19 protein-coding genes are annotated in these 21734 nt (G+C 70.8%); 10 read left to right on the top strand and 9 right to left on the bottom strand.

Annotated features, from left to right (window positions below):
* Positions 1-11: 11 nt before the first annotated feature.
* Positions 12-1058, bottom strand: coding sequence for an aminotransferase class V-fold PLP-dependent enzyme (locus AC4BEG_RS26960; protein ID WP_490702325.1), 1047 nt, complete (start codon positions 1056-1058; stop codon positions 12-14).
* Between the two features lie 136 nt (positions 1059-1194).
* Positions 1195-2745, bottom strand: coding sequence for an aldehyde dehydrogenase (NADP(+)) (locus AC4BEG_RS26955; protein WP_490702324.1), 1551 nt, complete (start codon positions 2743-2745; stop codon positions 1195-1197).
* Positions 2746-2883: 138 nt separating this feature from the next.
* On the opposite strand from AC4BEG_RS26955, the gene AC4BEG_RS26950 reads away from it, so the two are divergent.
* From AC4BEG_RS26950 to AC4BEG_RS26930, 5 genes are all read left to right on the top strand, one after another.
* Positions 2884-3684 (top strand): IclR family transcriptional regulator, encoded by an 801-nt coding sequence (locus AC4BEG_RS26950; RefSeq protein WP_490702323.1) that lies wholly within the window; start codon positions 2884-2886, stop codon positions 3682-3684.
* A gap of 95 nt (positions 3685-3779) precedes the next feature.
* Positions 3780-4823 (top strand): hypothetical protein, encoded by a 1044-nt coding sequence (locus AC4BEG_RS26945; protein ID WP_490702322.1) that lies wholly within the window; start codon positions 3780-3782, stop codon positions 4821-4823.
* On the top strand, positions 4820-6100 hold the full coding sequence (locus AC4BEG_RS26940; RefSeq protein ID WP_490702321.1) for a sensor histidine kinase: 1281 nt from the start codon (positions 4820-4822) through the stop codon (positions 6098-6100). Before AC4BEG_RS26945 ends, AC4BEG_RS26940 begins: the two co-directional genes overlap by 4 nt.
* A gap of 47 nt (positions 6101-6147) precedes the next feature.
* On the top strand, positions 6148-6777 hold the full coding sequence (locus AC4BEG_RS26935; protein ID WP_490707207.1) for a response regulator: 630 nt from the start codon (positions 6148-6150) through the stop codon (positions 6775-6777).
* Positions 6778-6842: 65 nt separating this feature from the next.
* The gene (locus tag AC4BEG_RS26930; protein WP_490702320.1) at positions 6843-7823 is read left to right on the top strand and encodes an aldo/keto reductase; all 981 of its coding nucleotides are present in this window, start codon (positions 6843-6845) and stop codon (positions 7821-7823) included.
* A gap of 65 nt (positions 7824-7888) precedes the next feature.
* Here the strand turns inward: AC4BEG_RS26930 and AC4BEG_RS26925 are convergent, their stop codons facing one another.
* Complete coding sequence (locus tag AC4BEG_RS26925; protein ID WP_490702319.1) at positions 7889-9109, bottom strand: right-handed parallel beta-helix repeat-containing protein; 1221 nt, start codon at positions 9107-9109, stop codon at positions 7889-7891.
* Between the two features lie 422 nt (positions 9110-9531).
* Here AC4BEG_RS26925 and AC4BEG_RS26920 point away from each other — a divergent pair, with 422 nt between their 5' ends.
* A complete protein-coding gene (locus tag AC4BEG_RS26920) occupies positions 9532-10485 on the top strand; it encodes an IS481 family transposase (protein ID WP_490702318.1) in 954 nt (317 codons plus the stop codon).
* On the opposite strand, the gene AC4BEG_RS26915 is transcribed toward AC4BEG_RS26920, so the two are convergent.
* A complete protein-coding gene (locus tag AC4BEG_RS26915; RefSeq protein WP_490702317.1) occupies positions 10482-11279 on the bottom strand; it encodes a polysaccharide deacetylase family protein in 798 nt (265 codons plus the stop codon). The two genes, AC4BEG_RS26920 and AC4BEG_RS26915, sit on opposite strands and share 4 nt — an antisense overlap.
* A gap of 290 nt (positions 11280-11569) precedes the next feature.
* On the opposite strand from AC4BEG_RS26915, the gene AC4BEG_RS26910 reads away from it, so the two are divergent.
* Positions 11570-12385, top strand: coding sequence for an NAD-dependent epimerase/dehydratase family protein (locus AC4BEG_RS26910; protein ID WP_490702316.1), 816 nt, complete (start codon positions 11570-11572; stop codon positions 12383-12385).
* On the opposite strand, the gene AC4BEG_RS26905 is transcribed toward AC4BEG_RS26910, so the two are convergent.
* Positions 12382-12693 carry a DUF397 domain-containing protein gene (locus AC4BEG_RS26905; protein ID WP_490702315.1) on the bottom strand — a complete coding sequence of 104 codons (312 nt, stop codon included), beginning with the start codon at positions 12691-12693 and terminating at the stop codon, positions 12382-12384. The genes AC4BEG_RS26910 and AC4BEG_RS26905 overlap by 4 nt on opposite strands.
* Positions 12690-13499 (bottom strand): helix-turn-helix domain-containing protein, encoded by an 810-nt coding sequence (locus AC4BEG_RS26900; protein ID WP_490702314.1) that lies wholly within the window; start codon positions 13497-13499, stop codon positions 12690-12692. Before AC4BEG_RS26900 ends, AC4BEG_RS26905 begins: the two co-directional genes overlap by 4 nt.
* Before the next feature lie 174 nt (positions 13500-13673).
* Between AC4BEG_RS26900 and AC4BEG_RS26895 the strand changes: the two genes are divergently transcribed.
* A complete protein-coding gene (locus AC4BEG_RS26895) occupies positions 13674-14072 on the top strand; it encodes an ATP-binding protein (RefSeq protein WP_490702313.1) in 399 nt (132 codons plus the stop codon).
* Between the two features lie 62 nt (positions 14073-14134).
* Here the strand turns inward: AC4BEG_RS26895 and AC4BEG_RS26890 are convergent, their stop codons facing one another.
* Positions 14135-15331 carry a hypothetical protein gene (locus tag AC4BEG_RS26890; RefSeq protein ID WP_490702312.1) on the bottom strand — a complete coding sequence of 399 codons (1197 nt, stop codon included), beginning with the start codon at positions 15329-15331 and terminating at the stop codon, positions 14135-14137.
* A gap of 299 nt (positions 15332-15630) precedes the next feature.
* Here AC4BEG_RS26890 and AC4BEG_RS26885 point away from each other — a divergent pair, with 299 nt between their 5' ends.
* Complete coding sequence (locus AC4BEG_RS26885; protein ID WP_490702311.1) at positions 15631-16062, top strand: DUF5959 family protein; 432 nt, start codon at positions 15631-15633, stop codon at positions 16060-16062.
* Positions 16063-16165: 103 nt separating this feature from the next.
* Complete coding sequence (locus tag AC4BEG_RS26880; RefSeq protein WP_490707206.1) at positions 16166-17407, top strand: TerD family protein; 1242 nt, start codon at positions 16166-16168, stop codon at positions 17405-17407.
* A gap of 118 nt (positions 17408-17525) precedes the next feature.
* Here AC4BEG_RS26880 and AC4BEG_RS26875 read toward each other — a convergent pair whose 3' ends face one another.
* Together AC4BEG_RS26875 and AC4BEG_RS26870 are read right to left on the bottom strand one after the other, a co-directional pair.
* Positions 17526-18965 (bottom strand): alkaline phosphatase PhoX, encoded by a 1440-nt coding sequence (locus AC4BEG_RS26875; RefSeq protein ID WP_490707205.1) that lies wholly within the window; start codon positions 18963-18965, stop codon positions 17526-17528.
* A gap of 939 nt (positions 18966-19904) precedes the next feature.
* Complete coding sequence (locus AC4BEG_RS26870) at positions 19905-21419, bottom strand: hypothetical protein (protein ID WP_490702310.1); 1515 nt, start codon at positions 21417-21419, stop codon at positions 19905-19907.
* Positions 21420-21734: the final 315 nt, after the last annotated feature.

The raw sequence follows: 21734 nt of genomic DNA, 5'->3' as shown, positions 1-21734 counted from the left end.
CGCCAGCACGCTCAGCCCGCCAGCACCTCCAGCAGTCGGTCCACCTCGGCCGCCGTGTTGTACAGGTGGAACGATGCGCGCAGGTTCCCGGCCCGCGCCGAGACATAGACGTCCCGCTCGGCCAGCCGGGGCGCGGCGTCCCCGAGCCCCGGCACCGAGACGATGGCCGAGCCCGGGGCGGCCACCGGAGTGTGGCCCAGTGCGGTGACCCCGTCCCGGAAGCGGTCGGCGAGCGCGCGGTCGTGGGCGGCGATGGCCCCGGTGCCCAACTCCTCGATCAGCGCCAGGGAGTGCCGAGCGGCCACATAGGAGAACAGGCTGGGGCTCTCGTCGAAGCGGCGGGCGGAGTGGGCCAGTTCGGCCACCGGGCCGTAGCAGCTGTCCCAGGGCTTCTCACCGGCGACCCAGCCCGCGAAGACCGGGGTGAGTCCGCCCAGGTCCTCGGGCACGGTCAGGAAGGTGACCCCGCGCGGGCACAGCAGCCACTTGAAGCCGACGGACACGGTGTAGTCGGCGTCGGCGGCGTTCACCGCCAGCCATCCGGTGGCCTGGCTGGCGTCCACCAGGGTGCGGGCGCCGTGGGCGCGGGCCGCCGTACGGATGGCGTCGAGGTCGGCGATCCGGCCGTCCGCCGACTGTACGGCGCTGACGGCGACCAGCGCGGTGCCGGGCCGTACCGCGTCCGCGATCTCCTCCAGCGGGACGGTGCGCAGCTTGAGGTCGCGGCGGACGGCGAAGGGGTTGACCAGGGAGCTGAAGTCGCCTTCGGCGGTGAGGACTTCGGCGCCGGAGGGCAGCGCGGCGGCGATCATTCCGGCGAAGACGGCGACCGAGCCGCCGGTGGCGACCCGGCCGGCCGGTACGCCGACGATCCGGGCATAGGCGGCGCGGGTCTCCTCGACGGCCTCGAAGGCCACATCGGCGGCGGGGCCCCCGGCCGCCGCGTCGTCGAGGGCCGCCTTCATGGCGGTCACGGAGCGTGCGGGGATCAGACCGCTGGACGCGGTGTTGAGGTATGTCGTCTGTGGCGCGAACTCCGCGCCGGACAGGCTCTCCATGCCCATCAACTATGGTTCGGCCGCACCCCCGCGTCCATTGCGGGTTTTTGACGCATGCCTTCAAGGGACCCTTATGAATCCCTTCTGACCTGCGATGTTCCTCCGAGGATCGGCGACGCGGGGACAAAAACCGGGGTCAGCCGGTCGGGTCCGCGCCGCCCCGCTCCTGGACACCGTCGACCCGGCGGGGCAGCCCGAGCGGGTTGTCCTCGCGCAGCTCCGGCGGCAGCAGGGCTGCCGGGGTGTCCTGGTAGGTGACCGGCCGCAGCCAGCGCTCGACGGCGGTGCCGCCGACGGACGTGGAGGTCGAGGTGGTCGCCGGGTACGGGCCGCCGTGGTGCTGGGCGGGTGCGACGGCGACACCGGTCGGCCAGCCGTCGACCAGGACCCGGCCCGCGAGCGGGGTCAGCTCGGCGAGGAGGGCGGCGGCACGGCCGTCCTCCTCCTCGGCCTCGGCGGCGGAGATCTGGACGGTGGCGGTGAGACTGCCCGGGAGCCGGCCGAGGACGGCGGTGATGTCGGCGTCGCCGTCGTAGCGGGCCACCACGGTCACCGGGCCGAAGCACTCCTCCAGCAGGACGTCGTGCGGCCCCTCCTCGGCGAGCAGCCGTGCCGGGACGGTCAGGAAGCCCGCACTGACCGTGTGCTCACTGCCCGCGCCCGGGGTGACCGGGGCCTTCACCTCCGGCAGCTCGGCGCGCTCGAGGATCCCGGCGAGGAAGGCGTCGCGCATCCGGTGGTCGAGCAGCACCCCGGGGTCGGTATTGCTGACCGCGTCGGTGAGGGCGGTGACCAGCCGGTCGCCGGTCTCCCCCGCGGGCGCGAGCACCAAGCCGGGCTTGGTGCAGAACTGGCCGACGCCCAGGGTCAAGGAGCCCGCGAGGCCCGCGCCGATCTGCTCGGCCCGCTCTGCGGCGGCGGCCTCGGTCACCACCACCGGGTTGAGGCTGCCCAGTTCGCCGTGGAAGGGAATCGGCACCATCCGGGCCGCCGCGGCGTCGAACAGCGCCCGGCCGCCCCGGATCGAGCCGGTGAAGCCCGCGGCGGCGACCAGCGGATGGCGGACCAGGTCCAGCCCCGCGTCGAAGCCGTGCACCACACCGATCACCTCGGTGGGCAGCCCGACCCGCTCGGCGGCACGGCGCAGGGTGGCGGCGGCCAGTTCGGAGGTGGCGGGGTGGTCGGGGTGGGCCTTGACGACGACCGGGCAGCCCGCGGCCAGGGCGCTGGCAGTGTCGCCGCCGGGTACGGAGAAGGCGAGCGGGAAGTTGCTCGCGGCGTAGACGGCGACAACGCCCAGCGGGACCTTGTGGCGGCGCAGATCGGGCCAGGGCGGGGTCTGCGCGGGGTCGGCGTGGTCAATGCGGATGTCGAGGAAGCCGCCCTCGTCCACCACCTCCGCGAACGACCGCAGTTGGTAGGTGGTGCGGGCGAGTTCACCGGTGAGACGGGCGGGGCCGAGCGCGGTCTCCGCGTCGGCGGCCTCGACCAGCACATCGCGCGCGGAGTCCAGCAGGGCGGCGGCGGTGCGCAGCAGGGCGGCGCGTACCGCGCGGTCCGCGAGGGCGCCGCGGGCCGCGTGGGCGGCCGACACCACGCGGTCCACCTCGTCCGCGGTGGCTTCGACAGCCACCTGTTCCCGTTGGTTTCCGGTTCGGGGGTCGACGCTCCACACTGGTGCTGACACCGCGGATTCCTCCTGCTGTGTATCCACTGCTTGCGTCTCGCATCTCGAGCGCTGTTCGATACGCTGAACGCTGTCCCGGGTGATGAATTCCCCTCGGGACTCGGACTCTATGGCTGGCCGAACAGAGGGGTCAAGGCGATGTCTGCTGCCGCACCGGGCAGAGCTGCCGAGTCGGACACGGTCCAGGGCGGCGGCCAGGTGAAGTCGGCGGTCCGCACCGTGGAACTGCTGGAGTACTTCGCCGGACGCCCCGGAATGCACAGCCTGGCAGCCGTCCAGGAGGCCGTGGGCTATCCCAAGTCGAGCCTGTACATGCTGCTGCGCACGCTGGTCGAGCTGGGCTGGGTGGAGACGGACGCCACCGGCACCCGCTACGGCATCGGGGTGCGCGCACTGCTCGTGGGCACCTCCTACATCGACGGCGACGAGGTGGTGGCCGCGGCCCGCCCCACCCTGGACCGGCTCTCCGACGACACCACCGAGACCATCCACCTCGCCCGGCTGGACGGCACCAACGTCGTCTATCTGGCCACCCGCCAGTCACAGCACTATCTGCGCCCTTTCACCCGCGTCGGCCGCAGGCTGCCCGCCCACTCCACCGCGCTGGGCAAGGCTCTGCTGGCCACCTACTCCGACGAACAGGTGCGCTCGATGCTGCCGGAGAGCCTGGACCGGCTCACCGAGAACACCGTCACCGACCGCGAGCAGCTCATCGAGGAGCTGTACACCGTCCGCGCACAGGGCTATGCGGTGGACCGCGAGGAAACCACCCTGGGCCTGCGCTGCTTCGGCCTCGCCATCCCCTACCGCACCCCGGCGCGGGACGCGATCAGCTGCTCGGTGCCGGTGGCCCGGCTGACCCCCGCCCATGAGCAGATGCTCAAGGACGCGCTGTTCGACGCCCGCGACCGGCTCACCCTCGCCACCCGCCGTCTGTAAGGCCGCGGGGAGGACGGCCCCCTCCGCCGCGCGGCGGATACGGTTCATCGGACGGGCCGAGGCGCGAAGGGGCGGCGGACCGGAATCCTGACGGCATGACCGATTCCCGACCCGTCCTGCGGGCCGTCGCCATCACCGCCTGTCTGCCCTACATCGCCCTCAAGGTTGCCTGGATGGCGGGCAGTTATGTCGGCATCCCCGAAGGAAGCGAACTGCGCGAGCCCGGTGAACGCGCGATGATGCTCGCCTTCAACGGGCTGTCGATACTCATGGACGGCGCCGTGATCGTCCTCGCGCTGCTTCTCACCCGCCCCTGGGGCAGACGGGTCCCCTCCTGGCTGCTGGTCCTGCCGGTGTGGGCGGCCTGCGGTCTGCTCGCCCCGATCATGACCGGTTTCCCGGCCCAACTGGCCGCCAGGGCACTCGGCTTCGGCGGAGGCGGCAGCGGCGGTTCCGACGAGAAGGGCGGGCAGTTCCTGGCCGAGTGGGTCTTCGGTGTCGTCTACGGCGGCTTCATCGTCCAAGGGCTCGCCCTGGGAGCCCTGTTCGTGGCGTACGCCCATGAGCGCTGGGGCCATCTGTGGCGCGGCCGGGTGGCCGACCTGCCCGCCCGGGGCCCGGCCCGCGCGGCGCACCGCCTCACCGCCGTGATCATCAGCGTGCTCGCGGCGCTGCCCGCCACCATCCATGCGCTGTGGGCCGGGGGTTCGGCGGCGGGGCTCAACGAGGCCATGGCCGCGGACCGCAACGCCGACTTCTACCTGCCAGAGGCGCTGTACGTGCTGTATGCCCTGGTCACCGCCGTCGGCGTGAACATGGTCGCCTTCCGTGCCGGAGGCCGGGCCCGGCTGGTCCTGCCGCTCTCGCTGGCCTGGGTCGGCTCGGGGGCGCTGGCCTGCTGGGGCGCCTGGATGACACTGAACGGGCTGACCGCGGAGGGCGCCAAGGCCCCGACGGCGCTGCTGAATCTGACATACGCTGTGCAGATGATCGTCGGCTTGCTGGTCCTCACGGCCGGCACGTACTTCTTCAGCGAGCGGCGCGACGCCCTCACGTCCGGCGACACCCCCGTCGAGGCCGACAGGGACGGGGCCGACGGACGCCCGGCCCTCTCCCCCCTGGTCCGGCAGATCCCGTGACCGACGCGTGGTGGCGGCGGGCGGCGCGTACGGCGCTGGGGCGGCGGACCCGGCTGCGATGGGTGCATCTGGTACTCGGCGGCGCCCTGTTGATGCCGTACTTCCTGCTGACCACCGTGATCCTCGCGGCGTTCGCCCCGGACTCCAATCCCTTCAGCTCGCTGGGCTGGCAGCTCACCACCTTCGTGACCGCGCTGCCGCTCACCGCGATCACCGCGCTCTTTCCGCTGGTGCGCCCCCTGGAGGCGACCGCGGCGCGCTCGCTGTGCGGGCTGCCCGCCTCCGTCGAGCTCGCGACGGGGCCCGCCACCTCGTGGGACGCGCGCAGCCGCACCTCGCTCTGGTACACCCTGCATCTGGCGGTCGGCGGGCTGGTCAGCGGGGTGACGCTGTCCCTGCCGCCCGCCGCGCTCATGCTGCTGATGGTGCCGTTCGCCGATCCCTCCGACGCCCGGGAACTGGGCTGGCCGACCGGGTTCACCGGATCCCGTACGGTGCTCGCCCCGCTCGCCGCGCTCGGGGTGCTGGCCGTGGTGGTGGCGGTCGCCGTGGGCGCCGGGGCGCTGCTGGCCCGCTGCGCTCCCGCGCTGCTCGGCCCGGCCCCGGCCGAACGGCTCGCCGCCGCCGAGGAACGGGCCGCCCGGCTGGCCTCCCGCAACCGCCTCGCCCGTGAACTCCATGACTCGGTCGGCCATGCGCTCAGCGCGGTGACCCTCCAGGCGAGCGCCGCCCGCAAAGTGCTGGACGCCGACCCGGAGTTCGCCCGGCAGGCGCTGGCCGCCATCGAGGAGACCAGCCGGGGCGCGGTCGGCGAACTCGACACCGTGCTCGGACTGTTGCGGGAAGGCGAAGAGGGCGCGGCCGGTGCGGCCACCGCCCCCTCCCCCACCCTGGCCGATCTGGACGGACTGCTGGACCGCACCCGCGCCGCGGGCGTCACGGTCGAGCTGACGGCCCCCGGCCCGCTGGGCGCGGTACCGCCGGTGGTCTCCCGCGAGGCGTACCGGATCGTGCAGGAGGGCCTGAGCAACGCGCTGCGCCACGCGGGCCCGGTGCCGGTGCGGCTGCGCGTCGGCGAGGACGGACCACGGAAGGAGCTGGAGATCAGCATGGAGAACCCGGTGGGCGGCACCGCCCGGGGGCACCGCACCGGCGGCGGCCGGGGCTTGCGCGGTATCGCCGAGCGCACGGCACTGCTGCGCGGCGTCTGCGACTGGGGACCGGAGGGTGAGGTCTGGCGGCTGACGGTCCGGCTCCCCCTGGAGGTCTCCCGGTGACCACCGCACCGTCCACCCTGCGGGTGCTGCTCGCCGACGACGAGCGGATGGTGCGCACCGCACTGCGCGCGATCCTGTCCAGCGAACCGGATCTGGAAGTGGTGGGCGAGGCGGGCAGCGGCGCCGAGGCCGTCCCGCTGGTCCGCCAACTACGGCCGGACGTGGTACTGATGGACGTCCGGATGCCCGACGGGGACGGGATCCGCGCCACCGAGGAGATTCTGCGCACCGTTCCGGAGCCACCGCGCATCATCGTGGTGACGACCTTCGAGAACGACAGCTATGTGTACGACGCGCTGCGCGCCGGAGCCAGCGCCTTCCTGCTGAAGCGGTCCCGGGCGGAGGAACTGGTGCAGGCGGTGCGGCTGGTGGCGAGGAGCGACTCGCTGCTGTTCCCGGCCGCGGTCCGGGCGCTGGCCGCCGAGCACGCGGCCACCCGCGCGGAAGGCTCCCAGAAGGCCGGGCGCCGGCTGCACGATCTGCTCTCCGAGCGGGAGGCGGCGGTGCTGCGGCTGATGACCTGCGGGATGACCAACGTCGAGATCGCCGAGCGGCTGGCGGTGGGCCCGGCCACGGTCAAGACGCATGTGGCATCGGTCCTCGCCAAACTGGGCGTCCGCGACCGCACCCAGGCGGTGATCGCGGCATACGAGTGCGGGTTCGTCACCCCCGGCTGACATCCGGCCCCCGCAGTGGTCTGCTGTGGGGTGAGGGGGGTGGGAACCGCGAGAAGGGAAGCGACATGGAGTACGCGCGGCTCGGCACCTCCGGCGTCAAGGTGTCCCGGATCTGCCTGGGCATGATGAGCTACGGCAGCCCCGAACACCGCCCCTGGCAGCTGGACATCGACGCGGCGCGGCCGATCGTACGCCGGGCGGTGGAGGGTGGGGTGACCTTCTTCGACACCGCCGATATGTACGCCATGGGCCGCAGCGAGGAGATCACCGGCGAGCTGCTGCGCGAGCTGTTCCCGCGCCGCGAGGACTATGTGCTGGCCACCAAGGTGTACTCCCCGATGGGTTCCGGCCCCAACGACCGGGGACTGTCGCGCAAGCACATCATGGCGGGCATCGACGCCTCGCTGCGGCGGCTGGGCACCGACCATGTGGACCTCTACCAGATCCACCGCTTCGACCCCGAGACCCCGGTCGAGGAGACCATGGAGGCGCTGCACGATGTGGTGCGGGCGGGGAAGGCCCGGTACATCGGGGCGTCGTCGATGTGGGCATGGCAGTTCGCCATGTGCCAGTACACGGCCGCCTCGCACGGCTGGACCCGGTTCGTGTCGATGCAGAACCACTACAACCTGCTGTACCGGGAGGAGGAGCGGGAGATGAACCCGCTCTGTCTCGACCAGGGGGTGGGGGTCATCCCCTGGAGCCCGCTGGCGCGCGGTCTGCTCGCAGGCAACCGCGACCGGGACCGCTCCGGCCCCACCACCCGCGCGCGGAACGACGCGATGGTCGAGAAGTGGTACGCGGACGCCGAGTTCGACATCGTGGACGCCACCCGCGCGGTGGCCGCCGAGCGCGGGGTGGCCCCGGCGCGGATCGCCCTGGCCTGGCTGCTGGGCAGACCCTCGGTGACGGCGCCGATCGTGGGCGCGACGAAGGCCGCACATCTGGACGACGCGGTGGCGGCGGTCGATCTGGAGCTCGACGAGTCCGAGGTGGCCCGGCTGGAGGCGCCCTACCGGCCGCGCCCGATCATGGGCCACCGCTGACCCACGACGGTCAGCGGGCGGTCAGTTCATCGTCGAGCGCTGACGTCGAGCGCTGACCCGGACGGTCAGTTCATCGGCGAGCCGAGCGGCGTGCTGTCCATGACCACCAGGAAGCTGGTGACGGGCAGCGCGCCGTTCTGCCGCCGGGAGCCGTAGGCCGTCGTGGGATCGGTGGTGACGAAGGGCGGCGAAGGGCGGGCCCCCGGAGTCCAGTTGTCGTCCTGGGAGAGCGCGAAGCGCCCCATGGCGGCCTTGTCCCGGCCGTTGGAGACGGACAGGTTGTACCGCAGCCGGGCATGGGAGCCGTCGAGGTCGTAGCCATCGTCCCGGTTGCCGAAGGCGGTGGTGCGCTGGATGCGGAGCGCGCCCTTGTTGCCGCCCGCGTCAAAGCCGTTCTTGCTGTTGCTCCAGGCGCTCGAGGCCCGTACGACATGGGCGGGCGAGGGTGCGGGGACACGGTCGGCGCCGAGCTGGAAACCGCTGCCGTTGCCCTTGAAGCCGGGGATCTGCCAGCGGTTCTCGCCGTTTCCGTACGCCCAGGAGTGCTCGATGGTGACGGGGCTGGCCCACATCCACAGATCCACGCCATCGTCGCTGTTGTGGTAGAGCCGGGAGCCGCTGATCACATTGCCCTTGCCGGAGCCATGGGTGATGGCCAGGCCGTCGGCTCTCTGCCCGCCGGTGGCGTCGTCGTGATTGCCGAAGGAGTCCAGGTTCCGGATGAGGTTGTCGGTGGTGCCGCCGCCGCGCAGAGTCAGTCCGGTGTCGCCGTTGCCCCAGGTGGTGAGGTTCTCGAAGACGCCCTCGGAGCAGGAGGTGCACACCAGCCCGCCGCCGGGGGCGTTGCGCAGTTCGAGACCGGAGACGGTCCAGTAGTCGCCGCTGAGCGCGACCAGGGTGGAGCCGCTGCGCAGCCGGGAGCCGTCGATCCGTACCTTCTCGCCTTCGTACGGCCGCAGTTCGACCCGCTCGCGCCGGGTGCCGTCGACCGAGGAGCGCAGGGTACGACCCGGGTAGTAGGTGCCGCCGCGGACCTCGATGGTGGTGCCCGCCTCGGCGACCGAGAACGCCTTCTCCAGCGTCCGGAAGGGCGACGTGAGTGTGCCCGCCTTGCTGTCGCTGCCGCCCGGGGAGACATAGACGGTGCTGGGCACGGCCTGCGCACCGTCCGGGGAGGCCGTGAGATACACCCCGGCCACAGCCGATGCCACGATGATCGCGCTGCCCAACGGCAGCGTGCGGTCCTTGCGGCGGCGGTGGCGGCCCCGCTTTCGCCTCACCCTCATGGCAACTCCTGTTCTGCGTCGAGAGAGCGGACCGGGGGATCAGGACCGGCCGCTCCGTGCGTAGTTGCCGCCAGTCCAGAGTAGGTTGCCGCCGTCTCGAGGATTCTTAGATTACGAAAATGGACCTCCCTGGGGATAGGGCTCGGCAAGTCTTGATCGTTTTGTGGCCGATCCTGTTCGGCACCACCCCGGTCCGCACGGCACCTACCCGGTCCGCACGGTGCCTACTCGGCCTGCACGGGGACGCGTAGCCCTCAGGGCTTTCAGCCCTGAGGGCGCGTGGATCTCAAGGACCTCAGGGCTAGGTGTTCTGTCCACAGAGGTTGGTGATGGACGGCACGGCTTGGTGGTCTTGAACGAGTGAGGGCCTTCCGGCTTCGGTGTGGATTGCGACATCTCCACCGAGCACCGAGAAGGCCCTCTTGCCCCACCGTAATGCACCCCTGACTGAGACCGGCCGTCTTCGCCTCGCCCGCTGTGTGGTCGAGGACGGCTGGACCCTGCGCCGTGCCGCCGAACGTTTCCAGGTCTCACCGACCACAGCCCAGCGATGGGCGGACCGCTACTGTCTGCTCGGCGAGACAGGTATGACCGACCGGTCCTCCCGGCCACACACGAGCCCACGACGTACCCCGACCCGCACCGAACGCCGGATCATCAAGGTCCGCCTCCAGCGCCGGTGGGGCCCGGCCCGCATCGCCCACCTGCTGGGCCTGGTGCCTTCGACCGTGCACCGCGTGCTGACCCGCTACCGGCTGGCCCGGCTCACACACCTGGACCGGGCCACCGGACACGTCATACGCCGCTACGAACGCGACCGGCCGGGCGAACTGATCCACGTGGACATCAAGAAGCTCGGCAACATCCCCGACGGTGGCGGCCACAAGATGCTGGGCCGCCAAGCGGGGCGCAAGACCCGCAAGAACGCCGGCTACAGCTACATCCACACCGCCGTCGACGACCACTCCCGCCTGGCCTACAGCGAGATCCTCGGCAACGAGAAGAAGGAGACCGCGACGGCCTTCTGGACCCGGGCCCAGGCATTCTTCACCTCGTGCGGGATCACCGTCGAGCGGGTTCTGACCGACAACGGCGCCTGCTACCGCTCACGCGACTGGCGCGAAGCCCTCGCGGCGGCTGGGATCACCCACAAGCGAACCCGGCCTTACCGCCCCCAGACCAATGGCAAGGTCGAACGCCTCAACCGCACCCTGCTCGACGAATGGGCCTACGCCCGCCCCTACCGATCAGAGACCGAGCGACGCGAAGCCTTCCCCGGCTGGCTGCACACCTACAATCACCACCGCGGACACACCGCGCTGAAGGGCCAACCACCCGCCAGCCGCGTCCCCAACCTCACAGGGCAAGACAGCTAGGGCTTGTAGACCTTGCCCGGCTCCGGCACGGCCGGAGACAACAGCTGGCCGACGGTCACCACCGTGTAGCCCTGCTTCTTCAGCGCCTTGAGGATGCCCGGCACCGCCGGGACCGTGCCCTTGTAGATGTCGTGCAGCAGGATGATGCCGTCGCGGTCGGTCTGCTCGAGGACCCGCTTCTTGATCAGGGCGGAGTCGGTGGTCTGGTAGTCCTTCGCGGTGACGCTCCACAGCACCTGCGCCACCCCCAGCTCCTTGCTGAGCTTGGAGACCCGCTCATCGGTGCGGCCCTGCGGCGGACGCATCAGCAGGGGCGTCCGGCCGGTCAGCTTCTTCACGGCCTTCTGCACCCGGTTGATCTCGGAACGGACCACATCGTCGTCGGACTTGGTCAGGATCTTGTGCGACCAGGTGTGGTTGGCCAGTTCATGCCCCTCGTCGGCGATCCGCCGCACCAGGTCGGGGTGCTTTTCGATGTGGTTCTTGCCGAGCATGAAGAAGGTCGCGTGGACGTCGTTCTTCTTGAGGATCTTCAGCAGCCGCGGGGTGTTCTCACTGGGACCCGCGTCGAAGGTCAGGGCGACGCACTTGGCCTTCGAGCAGTCGACGGCCTTTTTGCCGTCCGCCGTGTCGACCGTGGTGTTCTTCGCGTCCGCCTTCGACTCCTGATCCTTCACCGCGTCTTCTCTGGCGCTGCGCGGTGCGGTGGTGTCGTAGGAAGCGCCGCAGCCACTGAGACTCAACGCCAGGGCCACGGCCGTCACCAGCCCGGATATGCGGCCTATCCGCCTCATGAAGATCTCCGCTTGATCAAGTTGTGCGACGTATGCCGGTTTCCGCCATGCTCAGGTCGTTCGGCGGTCACATAACGGCACATGCGCGCTGTAGTGGACGGTATGCCGTCAACAGACACTGAAAGACGCCTTGTTGGCAACATGGTCGATCACACTACACGCAAGGTATACACCGTGTTCATAGGGGGCTGGGGCGAAGCCGGTGCCATCAAATCGCTGGACGTCACGCGCGTGCTGGCGACACTGAGTCCGAACGGGATCGCAGCACACGCCCACAGGAGGTACCGCCCATGCCCGCCCCCCGCACCGTCCTTCTCACCGGCGCCGCCGGCGGTATGGGCACCCAGATGCGCGCACTGCTGCCGCAGTACGGCTATGAGCTGCGGCTGCTGGACCTCGTCCCGATCGAGGGCACACCGGACGCCATCACCGCGGACCTGGCGGACAAGGACGCACTGCGCGAGGCCGTACGGGGCGTGGACGCGATCGTGCACTTGGCGGGCATATCCGTAGAGTCCACATTTGAGAAGATTCTGCGCGCCAACATCGAGGGCACGCACAACGTTTACGAGGCGGCGCGGGAGGCGGGCGTCCGCCGCGTGGTCTTCGCCTCCAGCAACCACGCCGTCGGCTTCACCCCGCGCCCGGTCGCCGAAGGCGATCCACGAACCCCTGTCGGCACCCGGCACCGGCCCGACACGTTCTACGGGCTGTCGAAGGCGTTCGGTGAGGACCTGGGGTCGTACTACTGGGACAAGTACGGCATCGAGTCCGTCGCCATCCGCATCGGCTCCTGCGATCCGGAGCCGCTCACGGTGCGGATGCTGTCGACCTGGCTGAGCCCGGCCGACGCCGCCCGGCTGCTGCACGCCGCGCTGAGCGCGGAGGACGTCGGCTTCCGGGTGGTCTACGGCAGCTCAGCCAACACCCGGCTGTGGTGGGACCTTTCGTCCGCGCGCGAGCTGGGGTACGAGCCCCAGGACAACGCGGAGGCGTACGCGGCGAAGCTGATAGCGGAGCAGGGCGAGCTGGTGCCGGGAGATCCCGACACCGATCGCATCGGTGGGGACTTCTGCACCAACCCGCCCTTGTGGGACCGCTTCTAGTCGTTGGCCGCGAACCCTACGAACGCGGCCCACGCGTCGGCCGTGAACGTGAGGACCGGGCCGGTGGTGTCCTTGGAGTCGCGGACGTGGATGTTGCAGGGGCAGGTGGCGACCTCGACGCAATCGCCGCCTTCAGCTCCGCTGTAGCTGCTCTTGTGCCAGTCGGTGGCGACCTCGACGCAGTCGCCACCTTGGGCACCGCTGTAGCTGCTCTTACGCCAGTCCATGGCGACCTCGACACATTGGCCGCCTTCGGCACCGCTGTAGCTGCTCTTGAACCACACCAGTCGGTCTATGTCGTTGCTCATAGCTCTCCCAGCAGCTTCTCAATGAAGACCAATGACTCTCGTGGAGTGAGAGCCTGCGCCCGGATAATTCCATACCGCGCAGCGATGGCGTGGACTTCTTCTCGGTCAGTGAGCAGGGTGCTGCGTCCCTGACCCTCGAGATACGCGAGCTGCTCACCCCCCTTGGGGGTCATCAAAGTGAACGGGCCGTCAACTCCGGCGTTGTCCTCCCGAGCTGTCGGCATGACCTGGATCTCCACATTGCGCTTCTCGCCGATGAGGAGCAGTTGCTCCAGTTGCCCGCGCAGCACCTGCTTCCCGCCGAACGGCTTGCCCAGGACAGCTTCTTCGATGACGAACCCGAGCAGCGGCGCAGGCCGCGCGTTGAAGATCTCCTGTCGAATCAATCGCGCGGCTACACGCTGCGCGATGACCTCTTCGTCAAGTAGAGGGCGGCGCATGCCGAAGAGGGCTCGTGCATACTCTTCCGTCTGCAACAGCCCGTTGATCACGACGGTGTCGTAGACCTGAAGCTCAACCGCTTCGGCTTCCAATCGCGCCGCATCGCGGAAGAACGCCGGGTACCGCGCCTGCGCGACCTCGTCCTTCATGGCCTTGAGAAGGCCACCGGCCTCCAGCACCTCATCCGCCTTGTCGATCAACTCCGGCTTCGGAATGCGCCGTCCGCACTCGACCGACGCCACCTGTTCCGTGCTGTACCCGACGCGCGACGCCAGCTCCGCCTGGGTGAGTCCGGCACGCTCGCGTAAGAGCTTCAGTTGCTTACCGAGGCCCTTCAGGAACGCCGACCTCTCCGTCCCCGCCATCGTCAAATCCCTCCCATCCGCACTTCACGTGTCCGTACAGGGACTGTCCGTACACGCGCGCTTCCTGGTCAGGCTAGGCACGGCACCGCAAGGCTCGTACCCATGACGACCGAAAAAGCGCCCGCACGAGGGACGGGAGGGGGACATTCCCCTTCCGTCCCCGGCGAGTTCGCCATGCGCTTCACCTCGACCGCAAGGGGTGCGCGGCTCGCCCGGCGGCTCGTTTCGCACCGGCTGGCCGAGTGGGGGTACCCGTACGATTCCGGCCCCAACGAGACCGCGACCCTCATCGCCAGCGAGCTGGCGGCCAACGCCGTACGCCATGGGCGCGTCCCCGGGCGGGACTTCCATCTGCGGCTGACCGCGCCGCCGTTCTCCCCCGGCCCGACCATCCGTATCGAGGTGTCGGACACCCGCGCCGAGAGGCGCCCGGCACTCCGCCTGGCGGGCCCCGAGGCTGAGACCGGGCGCGGTCTGTTCCTCGTCTCGCAGCTCGCGGAGCGCTGGGCGGTAACACCCCGCTTCGGCGACGCACCAGGGAAGACCGTCTGGGCGGAGATCGCGACGGACTGAGGTTGCCCGGGACCGGCGGAAGGGGATGGGCCTCCACACGCCCATCCCCCTCGCGCGCGCCGTTACTGGCGCGCGGTCAGTACCGAGCCGGGACCCACGTCCTGGGAGCCCGTGGCCGGGCGCGATCCGGTGACGTCGATGGTCCGGCCCGAGACCGAGACGTCGCTCGCCGTATACGGCTTGGCGCCGTCGGCGGGCAGTTTCATCGACACCCACTCTCCGCCGGAGTAGCGGAGCGCGGTGCTGGTGTCCGCCGTCTTCCGCTCCAGGACGACAGGACCACCCTGACTGATCGCGACCGAGACCAGCTCCTTGATCCCCCGCGGCAGCGGGACGTTGACCCACTTCTTGCCGTCGTAGCGCACCGCCAGCGCCTGTAGGGAGCCGTCAGACGCCTGGGTTGTACCCACGGCCCACACCTGCCCGCCCGGTCCGGCGACGACATCATTCAGCCTTGCGTGCGCGGCACCGACGCCAGGAACGGCGACCTTGCTCCAGCGTGCGCCGTCGTAGTGCAGCAGCAACGGCTTCTCGGGCTTGAAGAAGCCTGTGCCGCCCACGGCCCACACGTCGTCGGCGGCGAGCGCGGTGACGTTCTGCAGATACCAGTCCTTGCCCCCCGCACCGACGTCCGGCAGCTTCTGCGCCTTCCAGCGGGTGCCGTCCCAGTGCTGGAGCGTTCCGGCAGACGTGGAGCTGCCTTCCGTCCAGCCCGCTGCCCAGGCATCGTCGGGAGCGCGGGTGTCGACGGAGGTGAACCCGGCCCCTACGGTCCCCCGGGGCACCGGAGCGACAGCGGCCTTCCACGTCTTGCCGTTCCAGCGCTGTGTCACCACACCGCCGGCGTGCTCTGAGTAGTCACCGACCAGCATGCCGTTGCGCGTCGAAGTGGCATCGACATCGTTGAACCGGACGTCGTCCTGGGTCGCCACCGGCGCCGTCTTCACCCGCTTCCAGCCGGGGCCCTCGCGTTCGTCGCGCTCCCACAGGGTGGGCGCGAAGTTGGAGCTCCCCTGGACGAACCGCGCCCCCGCCACCCACGTGGTCTGCGCGTCGGGCCGCGTGGAGGCCAGGAGCGTGGCGTCGCCCGTCGTCACCTTCGACTCGCTCCACCCGGCGGCATGCGGCGAGGCCGCGGACGTCGTGGGCTCGGTCTCGGAGGCGGCGGCTATCGCCGGCATCGTGCCCGCGGCCAGCGTCAGCGCCGCCCACGCCACCATCGCACCGCGGACACCGCGGGTGCTGATGAACTTGTTCACGTTGCTGCCTTTCACATAGACGTCAGCGGACGGCCCGTGCGCTCTCCCCCCTGGGGGCACCGCGGCGCGACCGCTCCGCCATTCCAGCGGCCGTACGGTTGTTCAGCAGCCCTCTTCCGAAGCACTGAACAATGAAGAAAGCGCTGGTGGTTGGGGGGTACGGCGGGGAGCGCAAGAGCTGCGCAAGCTACGTCACTCGGCAGGTGCACGCGGGTCGCTAGTCGGTGACCCCTCGGCCGATCTTGTGTCCGTCCCAACGATTAGTATTCGGCAACCCGTGCGACTCAGAAGGGGCAGTCATGGCCAAGGAACCGATCGACCTGATCTGCCTGGAGGGGGATGGCAACAGCGTCATCCTCCGGATCGCGGGAAAGGAGCAGCGGAAGCCTCCCGCCGAGGCCGATGCCCTGGTCGGCGAATTCCTGGTCGATACGCCCTTCGTCCGTGGCACCCTCAAGACCTGGATCTTCCCCGAGGACCTGCGGGAGTGGCAGCAGGCTCTGGACTCGCTCGACGCGGGACAGGACATCGCCTGGTGCGAGGGGAAACGCAATCCGTGGTTGTTCATCGAACTCGACGAGGACGATGACCGGTGCGAGGTCACGATCAAGGACCACTCCATGTCCCTGACGACGGTGACGGTCACCGTCCCACTGGTCGATGCCTGGTTCGACGACGCCTACCGACGCCTTGACCTGGTCTTGGATACCTGGCCCATGACCGAAGACTGAACCACGGCCGACGGTTCTGTCCGGGGAGGACGGGAGGCTCAGGAGAGGGAGCAGGTCAAGGAACCGTAAAGCGAGGATGTTCGTTACCCCGGTCATGACCGCAATGACTCCCGGCTCGAACCTCCCCCTCCCCGTCGCACGCGTGGCGGTCGATGTCACCGCCCCGGTGCGGCTCGATGTGTCGGGCCTGCTGCTCACCGCCCATGGCAAGGTGCGCTCCGATGACGACTTCGTCTTCTACAACCAGCCGTCCGGCCCTGGGGTGACCCACCGCGCGGGCGCCGGGGGCGCGGGCGACACCATCACCGTGGACACCGCAGCGGTCCCCGCCGACATCGAGAAGATCGTGGTGACCGCGAGCCTGGACCAGCCCGGTGCGACCTTCGCGGGCACCGAGCCCACCGCCACCGTGCGCGGCGCCGAGGACGGCGCCGTGATCGCCACCTTCACCCCGCCCCGGCTCGGCACCGAGACGGCGCTCGTGGTGGTCGAGGTCTACCGGCGCAATGGCGCGTGGAAGGTCCGCGCGGTGGGCCAGGGCTATGCGAACGGGCTGGCGGGGATCGCCACCGACTTCGGCGTCTCGGTCGAGGAGCCCGCCACCCCTGCGGCTCCGGCCGCGGCCCCCACCGCCCCTGCCGCACCCGTCGCGCCGCCGGTGCAGGCACCGCCGCCGTCCGGGCCGCCCGCCGGTTTCGGGGCCCCGCCGCCGCCCATGCCGAGCGCCGCGCCGGCCGCTCCCCCGGCCGCCGGGGTGGCGTCCGGCGGCAAGATCAACCTCGACAAGGGGCGGGTCAGCCTCCAGAAGAACCAGACCGTCTCGCTGGTCAAGGGCGGCCGTCCGCTGCTCAGCTCGGTGAAGATGGGCCTCGGCTGGGAGCCCGCCTTCCGCAGCAAGGACATCGACCTCGACGCGTCCGTCATCGCCTTCGGCGTCGACCGCAAGAAGATCGACGCCTGCTTCTTCGGCAAGCTGGCCATCCTCAACGGCGCGATCCAGCACTCCGGTGACAACCTCACCGGTGAGGGCGGGGGCGACGACGAGACCATCACCGTGCATCTGGGCGGGCTGCCGCCGGAGGTCACCGGGCTGGTCTTCACGGTCAACTCCTTCTCCGGTCAGAAGTTCACCGACGTGGCGAAGGCGTACTGCCGTCTGATCGACGCGCAGTCCGGGGAGGAGCTGGTCCGCTTCGACATCACGCACTCCGAGCCGCGCACGGGCGTGATGATGGCCAAGTTCATCAAGCAGTTCTCGGGTGAGTGGGAGATGACCGCCATGGGTGAGTATGTGGACTCACGCACGGTGCGCGGCATGGTCAAGCCCGCCGCAAAGGCCCTCTGAGGTCTGAAGTCTGAGGTCTGAGGTCTGAAGTCCGAACGCTTCGGAACTCACTCTCACGCCAACGCGAACGCGAACGGGGCCGGGGGATTCCCCCGGCCCCGCCCGTGCCATCGGGTGTTCAGCGCTGGCGGCGCCAGGGCCCGGTGATCGCGAGCATGATGCCCGGCTCCTGGATGTTGGCGTAGAGAGTCTGGCCGTCGGGCGAGAAGACCACGCCGGTGAACTCGCTGTACGACGGCGCCTCGGCGCTGCCGATGTTCAGCTCGTTACGGGCGATCGGGTACGTCCGGCCGTCATCGGTGGCGCCGAACAGGTGCTGGATGCCCTCGCCGTCCTCAGCGAGGATCAGCCCGCCGTAGGGCGAGACGGTGATGTTGTCCGGGCCGTCGAAGGCGCCGTCCTTGGCGGGGTCGGGGTTGACACCCAGCAGCACCTTGAGGGTGAGGGTGCGGCGCTTGGGGTCGTAGAACCACACCTGGCCGTCGTGCTGGACCGGGCTCTCCGCACGGGCGAATGAGGAGACGATGTACGCGCCACCGTCGCCCCACCACATGCCCTCCAGCTTGCGGGCGCGGGTGATCCGGCCGTCGGCGAACTGCTTGCGCACCGGGACGGACTTCGCGTCGCGGTCCGGGACGTCCACCCAGTCCACGCCGTAGACCGTGCCGATCTTGGTGGCGCGGGAGAGGTCGTCGACGAACTGGCCGCCGGAGTCGTAGCACACGGGCGCCTGGAGCACACCCGCGTCATCGGCCAGCGTGCGGAGCTTGCCGCGGCCGTGCTCGAAGCCGTGCGGCGGGACCCAGCGGTAGAGGAGCCCGTTCGGGCCGGAGGCGTCCTCGGTGAGGTAGAGGTCACCGCGCTTGGGGTCCACAACCACGGCCTCGTGGGCGTAGCGGCCCAGGGCCTTGATCGGCTTGGGGTCGCGGTTGGCGCGACGGTCGTGCGGATCGACCTCGAAGACATAGCCGTGGTCCTTGGTCATCCCGTGCTGACCGGCCTTGTCCTCGGTCTCCTCACAGGTCAGCCAGGTGCCCCAGGGGGTGCGTCCACCGGCGCAGTTGGTGGAGGTGCCCGCGATACCGACCCACTCGGTGACGTGGTCGCCGTGCTTGGACACCTCGACGACGGTGCAGCCGCCGGACGCCGCCGGGTCGTAGACCAGCCCCTCGGTGAGCGGCACCGGGTGCGGCCAGTCCGAACGGAGGCCCTTCAGCTCGTGGTTGTTGACCAGCAGGGTCGCACCGCGGGTGCCCTCGAAAGTGGCGGTGCCGTCGTGGTTGGACGGGGTGGACTCGCCGGTCTCGAGAGTGGTCTCGCCGGTGCGGGTGATGATGCGGTACCGGAACCCCTCGGGGAGGGCGAGGATCCCCTTGGGGTCGGAGACGAGCGGCCCGTACCCGAGCCCGGTCGCGGCCGCGTCTGCGGCGTCCGCGCCATGGTCCTCCGCCGCGAGGGCACCGGGCGCGGTGCCGAGCACCCCGGCACTGCCGACGAGGGCGACCCCGGCCCCGGTGTACGCGGAACGCTTGGCGAAATCTCTTCGGGTGAGCGGCATCTTCATCTCCTGAGCGGCAGACATCTCCTCCGAACTGCGCGCTCACGGTCCCGCTCGCGCCCAAACGCCAGTTGAACGCAATGCGACTTCACCACGCCGATTGGCCTCCCGGCCGGGGGTGGGTGGCCTCCTGGCCCGGGGTGGGTGGCCTCCTGGCCGGGGGTGAGTGGCCTCCTGGCTCGGGGTGGGTGGTTGGCCTTCCGGCCGGGGTGGTGAGGCGGCTCCCCGACCGACGGGCAGTGGTGGGCTCCCGGCCGGGGGGTCGGTAGGGCGGCGCCCCCGCCGGGCGTGGTGGCTTCCCCGCCGGGGGGTGGGTGGCCTTCCGGCCGGAGGTCGGTGGGGCGGCGCCCCCGCCGGGGGTGGGTGGCCTCCCGGCCGGGGGCGGGTGGTTGGCCTCCCGGCCGGGGATGGGTGGGCGGCGCCCCCGCCGAGAGTGGTGGCTTCCCCGCCGGGGGCGGTCTCCTGGCCGAGGGGCGATGGGCGGCTCCCCCGGCCGGGGGTCGGTGGACCGACTTCCTGGCCGGATCGGTACGGCGGAGCCGGGCGTCGGTGGTTGGCCTTCCGGCCGGGGTCCGTGGGGTGGCTCCCCGACCAGGGGAGGAGAGACGGCTTCCCCCGGAGGGCCGGTGCCGAGGGTCGGGGGGTGGCCTCCCGCCTGGGGCGCGGCGGGTGCGGCGGGCGCCGGGCGCTCGCGGCGGGGCCGGGTCGCGGTCGCGCGGTGCCCGGCCGGGCATGTCGCGGGTGCGGGCTGTGAGGCCAGGGAGTGCAGCCTCACCAGCGGCGCGAGGCGCGCTCCCGCCAAGCCCTCGAACCGTAAGCCGCCCGGCCCGGCCCCAGGTGGCACAGGAGCCGAGGCGGGGCAGGGCCCGGCGGGTGTGTGGGGTTCGTGCGCGGCCGCCGGGGGCCCGCAATCGTCCGGCTCGCCGCCAGGCGCTCGCGTTATGTCCGGGAGCGGGCCTTGAAGGCGGCCTTGCGGGCTTCCTTCGCGGCCTTCTTGTCCGGGTGGAGGCGGCCCATCGCCTCCAGTACATCCGCCGTGGCCGGGTGATCCACCCGCCAGGCCGAGTCGAAGAAGCTCCCCGACTGGTCCACCAGTCCGCGCACCAGCTCCCGCATCTCCTCCGAGTCGTCCTCGGTCGCGAGCTGCGCGGCCAGCGTGTCCACCGTCAGCCAGAAGACCATCTGCTCCGAGGGCTCCGGCACCCCCGCCACACCGTGCTCGGCCAGCCAGACCCGGACCAGACCGCCCAGGTGGCGGTCGTCGAGCACCTCGCGCAACGCGGGCTCGGCTTCCGCCCCGACCAGCGACAGCGTCTGCTGGCAGGTGAGGCGGCGCAGCGGCGCGGCCTCGTCGTCGCCGCGGGCGGCGGCCAGCAGTTCGCGGGCGGCCTCCGCAGGCGTACGGCGGGCGAGCCACTGCTCGGCCTCGGCCTGGGCCGCGGGCTCGGGGTGGCCGGGCAGGGCGTCCAGCAGTACATCCGCGCCCTTGTCGGCCAGGTCGCCGACGGCCGGGGCGTCGATGCCCGCCTCGATCATCCGGGACCGCATGCCGTAGATCCCGAGCGGGGTGAGCCGGACCATGCCGTAACGGGAGATGTCCTCCTCCTCGTCATCAGCGAGGGCGGCGTCCGAGCTGTGGATACGGCCCTCGCCGTCGACCTCCTCAATGAGCGCCTCGTCCACCGGCTGGTAGTCGATCAGACCGGTCGGCGCGAGCAGCCGGAACTGGTCGTCCAGCCGCATCATCGCCTCGGAGACCTCTTCGAGGACGTCGTCGGTGGGCTCGTCCATGTCCTCGGGGACGATCACGGAGGCGACGAGGGCGGGGAGCGGGACGGAGCCGACGGTGGCGTCCTCGTCGAGGGCGGTGAGCATGTACAGATTGCCCAGGATCCCGTCGAGGAAATCGGCCTCTTCCTCCGGGTTCCAGTCGATCGCGTCGAGGTCGAGCTCGCCGCCCTCGCTGATCTGGTCGACGATGTCGGCCAGGTCGGGGGCCGCGGCGTCGGCGAGGACGGTCTCGAAGCCGTCGAGCCAGATGTCCAGGACGTCCTGGGGGCTGCCCTGGGTGATCAGGCGCAGCTCCTCACCGCTGACGGCGGTGGCGCTGACGTTGACGGCCTCGGCGTTGTTGTCCTCGGCTTCCTCGCCGTCCTCGGCTTCCTCGCCGTCCTCGCTCTCCTGGATCTCCACGAGTCCGGTGTCGACGGCGAGCTGCCACGCCTGGGCTGTGTACTCGGGGCCGTTCTCGTCGGCGGTGAGGTCGAGCAGCTCGACGGCGGCGCGCAGATCGTCCCCCGGCAGGACGCCGCCCGCACCGACCGGCTTCCCCGGCTCGACCCAGCGGGCGAGCCGCACCGCGCGGGCGAGGAGCGGCGCGGCGAGCGCGTCCCGCGCGAGTTCCGCGTCGGTGCGCAGCCGCACGGGCGGCATGGTGGGGCGGTCTCCGGACATGGGCGGAGTCATCTCCTCGGGGTGCGGATGTCGCGGGCACGGTATGGACACGCGGCCCGACCCCAGCGTAGACGGAACGTGCGGGCAGTTTCGTCCCCCTGTGACCCCGCGCCCCGGCAACCGGATGATTCGGCCACGACGGCACTGGGCGGGGCCCCGCCCGAGTCTCCCCCACTCCCCCGAACCGCAGGCCGCATGCGCCGCACGCCCGCCGGATCGCCGTACGCATCCGCTCCGCCGGGGCGCGGCCGCGCCTCCAGGGAATCTCTACCGCGCCACTCACCGGCACGCGATCACCTCACCAGCGACCAGCGA

The organism is Streptomyces sp. JLBJ103 (assembly GCF_058215575.1).
The sequence above is the reverse complement of the archived record's forward strand: the minus strand, read 5'-3'. Positions and strand labels throughout refer to the sequence as shown.

What these genes read in the sequence shown, in the direction of transcription:
- AC4BEG_RS26960 (WP_490702325.1), bottom strand. Translation starts at nt 1,058, where the DNA reads ATGGAGAGCCTGTCCGGCGCGGAGTTCGCGCCACAGACGACATACCTC.
- AC4BEG_RS26950 (WP_490702323.1), top strand. Translation starts at nt 2,884, where the DNA reads ATGTCTGCTGCCGCACCGGGCAGAGCTGCCGAGTCGGACACGGTCCAG.
- AC4BEG_RS26945 (WP_490702322.1), top strand. Translation starts at nt 3,780, where the DNA reads ATGACCGATTCCCGACCCGTCCTGCGGGCCGTCGCCATCACCGCCTGT.
- AC4BEG_RS26935 (WP_490707207.1), top strand. Translation starts at nt 6,148, where the DNA reads ATGGTGCGCACCGCACTGCGCGCGATCCTGTCCAGCGAACCGGATCTG.
- AC4BEG_RS26930 (WP_490702320.1), top strand. Translation starts at nt 6,843, where the DNA reads ATGGAGTACGCGCGGCTCGGCACCTCCGGCGTCAAGGTGTCCCGGATC.
- AC4BEG_RS26925 (WP_490702319.1), bottom strand. Translation starts at nt 9,109, where the DNA reads ATGAGGGTGAGGCGAAAGCGGGGCCGCCACCGCCGCCGCAAGGACCGC.
- AC4BEG_RS26915 (WP_490702317.1), bottom strand. Translation starts at nt 11,279, where the DNA reads ATGAGGCGGATAGGCCGCATATCCGGGCTGGTGACGGCCGTGGCCCTG.
- AC4BEG_RS26910 (WP_490702316.1), top strand. Translation starts at nt 11,570, where the DNA reads ATGCCCGCCCCCCGCACCGTCCTTCTCACCGGCGCCGCCGGCGGTATG.
- AC4BEG_RS26905 (WP_490702315.1), bottom strand. Translation starts at nt 12,693, where the DNA reads ATGAGCAACGACATAGACCGACTGGTGTGGTTCAAGAGCAGCTACAGC.
- AC4BEG_RS26900 (WP_490702314.1), bottom strand. Translation starts at nt 13,499, where the DNA reads ATGGCGGGGACGGAGAGGTCGGCGTTCCTGAAGGGCCTCGGTAAGCAA.
- AC4BEG_RS26895 (WP_490702313.1), top strand. Translation starts at nt 13,674, where the DNA reads ATGCGCTTCACCTCGACCGCAAGGGGTGCGCGGCTCGCCCGGCGGCTC.
- AC4BEG_RS26885 (WP_490702311.1), top strand. Translation starts at nt 15,631, where the DNA reads ATGGCCAAGGAACCGATCGACCTGATCTGCCTGGAGGGGGATGGCAAC.
- AC4BEG_RS26880 (WP_490707206.1), top strand. Translation starts at nt 16,166, where the DNA reads ATGACTCCCGGCTCGAACCTCCCCCTCCCCGTCGCACGCGTGGCGGTC.
- AC4BEG_RS26875 (WP_490707205.1), bottom strand. Translation starts at nt 18,965, where the DNA reads ATGCCGCTCACCCGAAGAGATTTCGCCAAGCGTTCCGCGTACACCGGG.
- AC4BEG_RS26870 (WP_490702310.1), bottom strand. Translation starts at nt 21,419, where the DNA reads ATGTCCGGAGACCGCCCCACCATGCCGCCCGTGCGGCTGCGCACCGAC.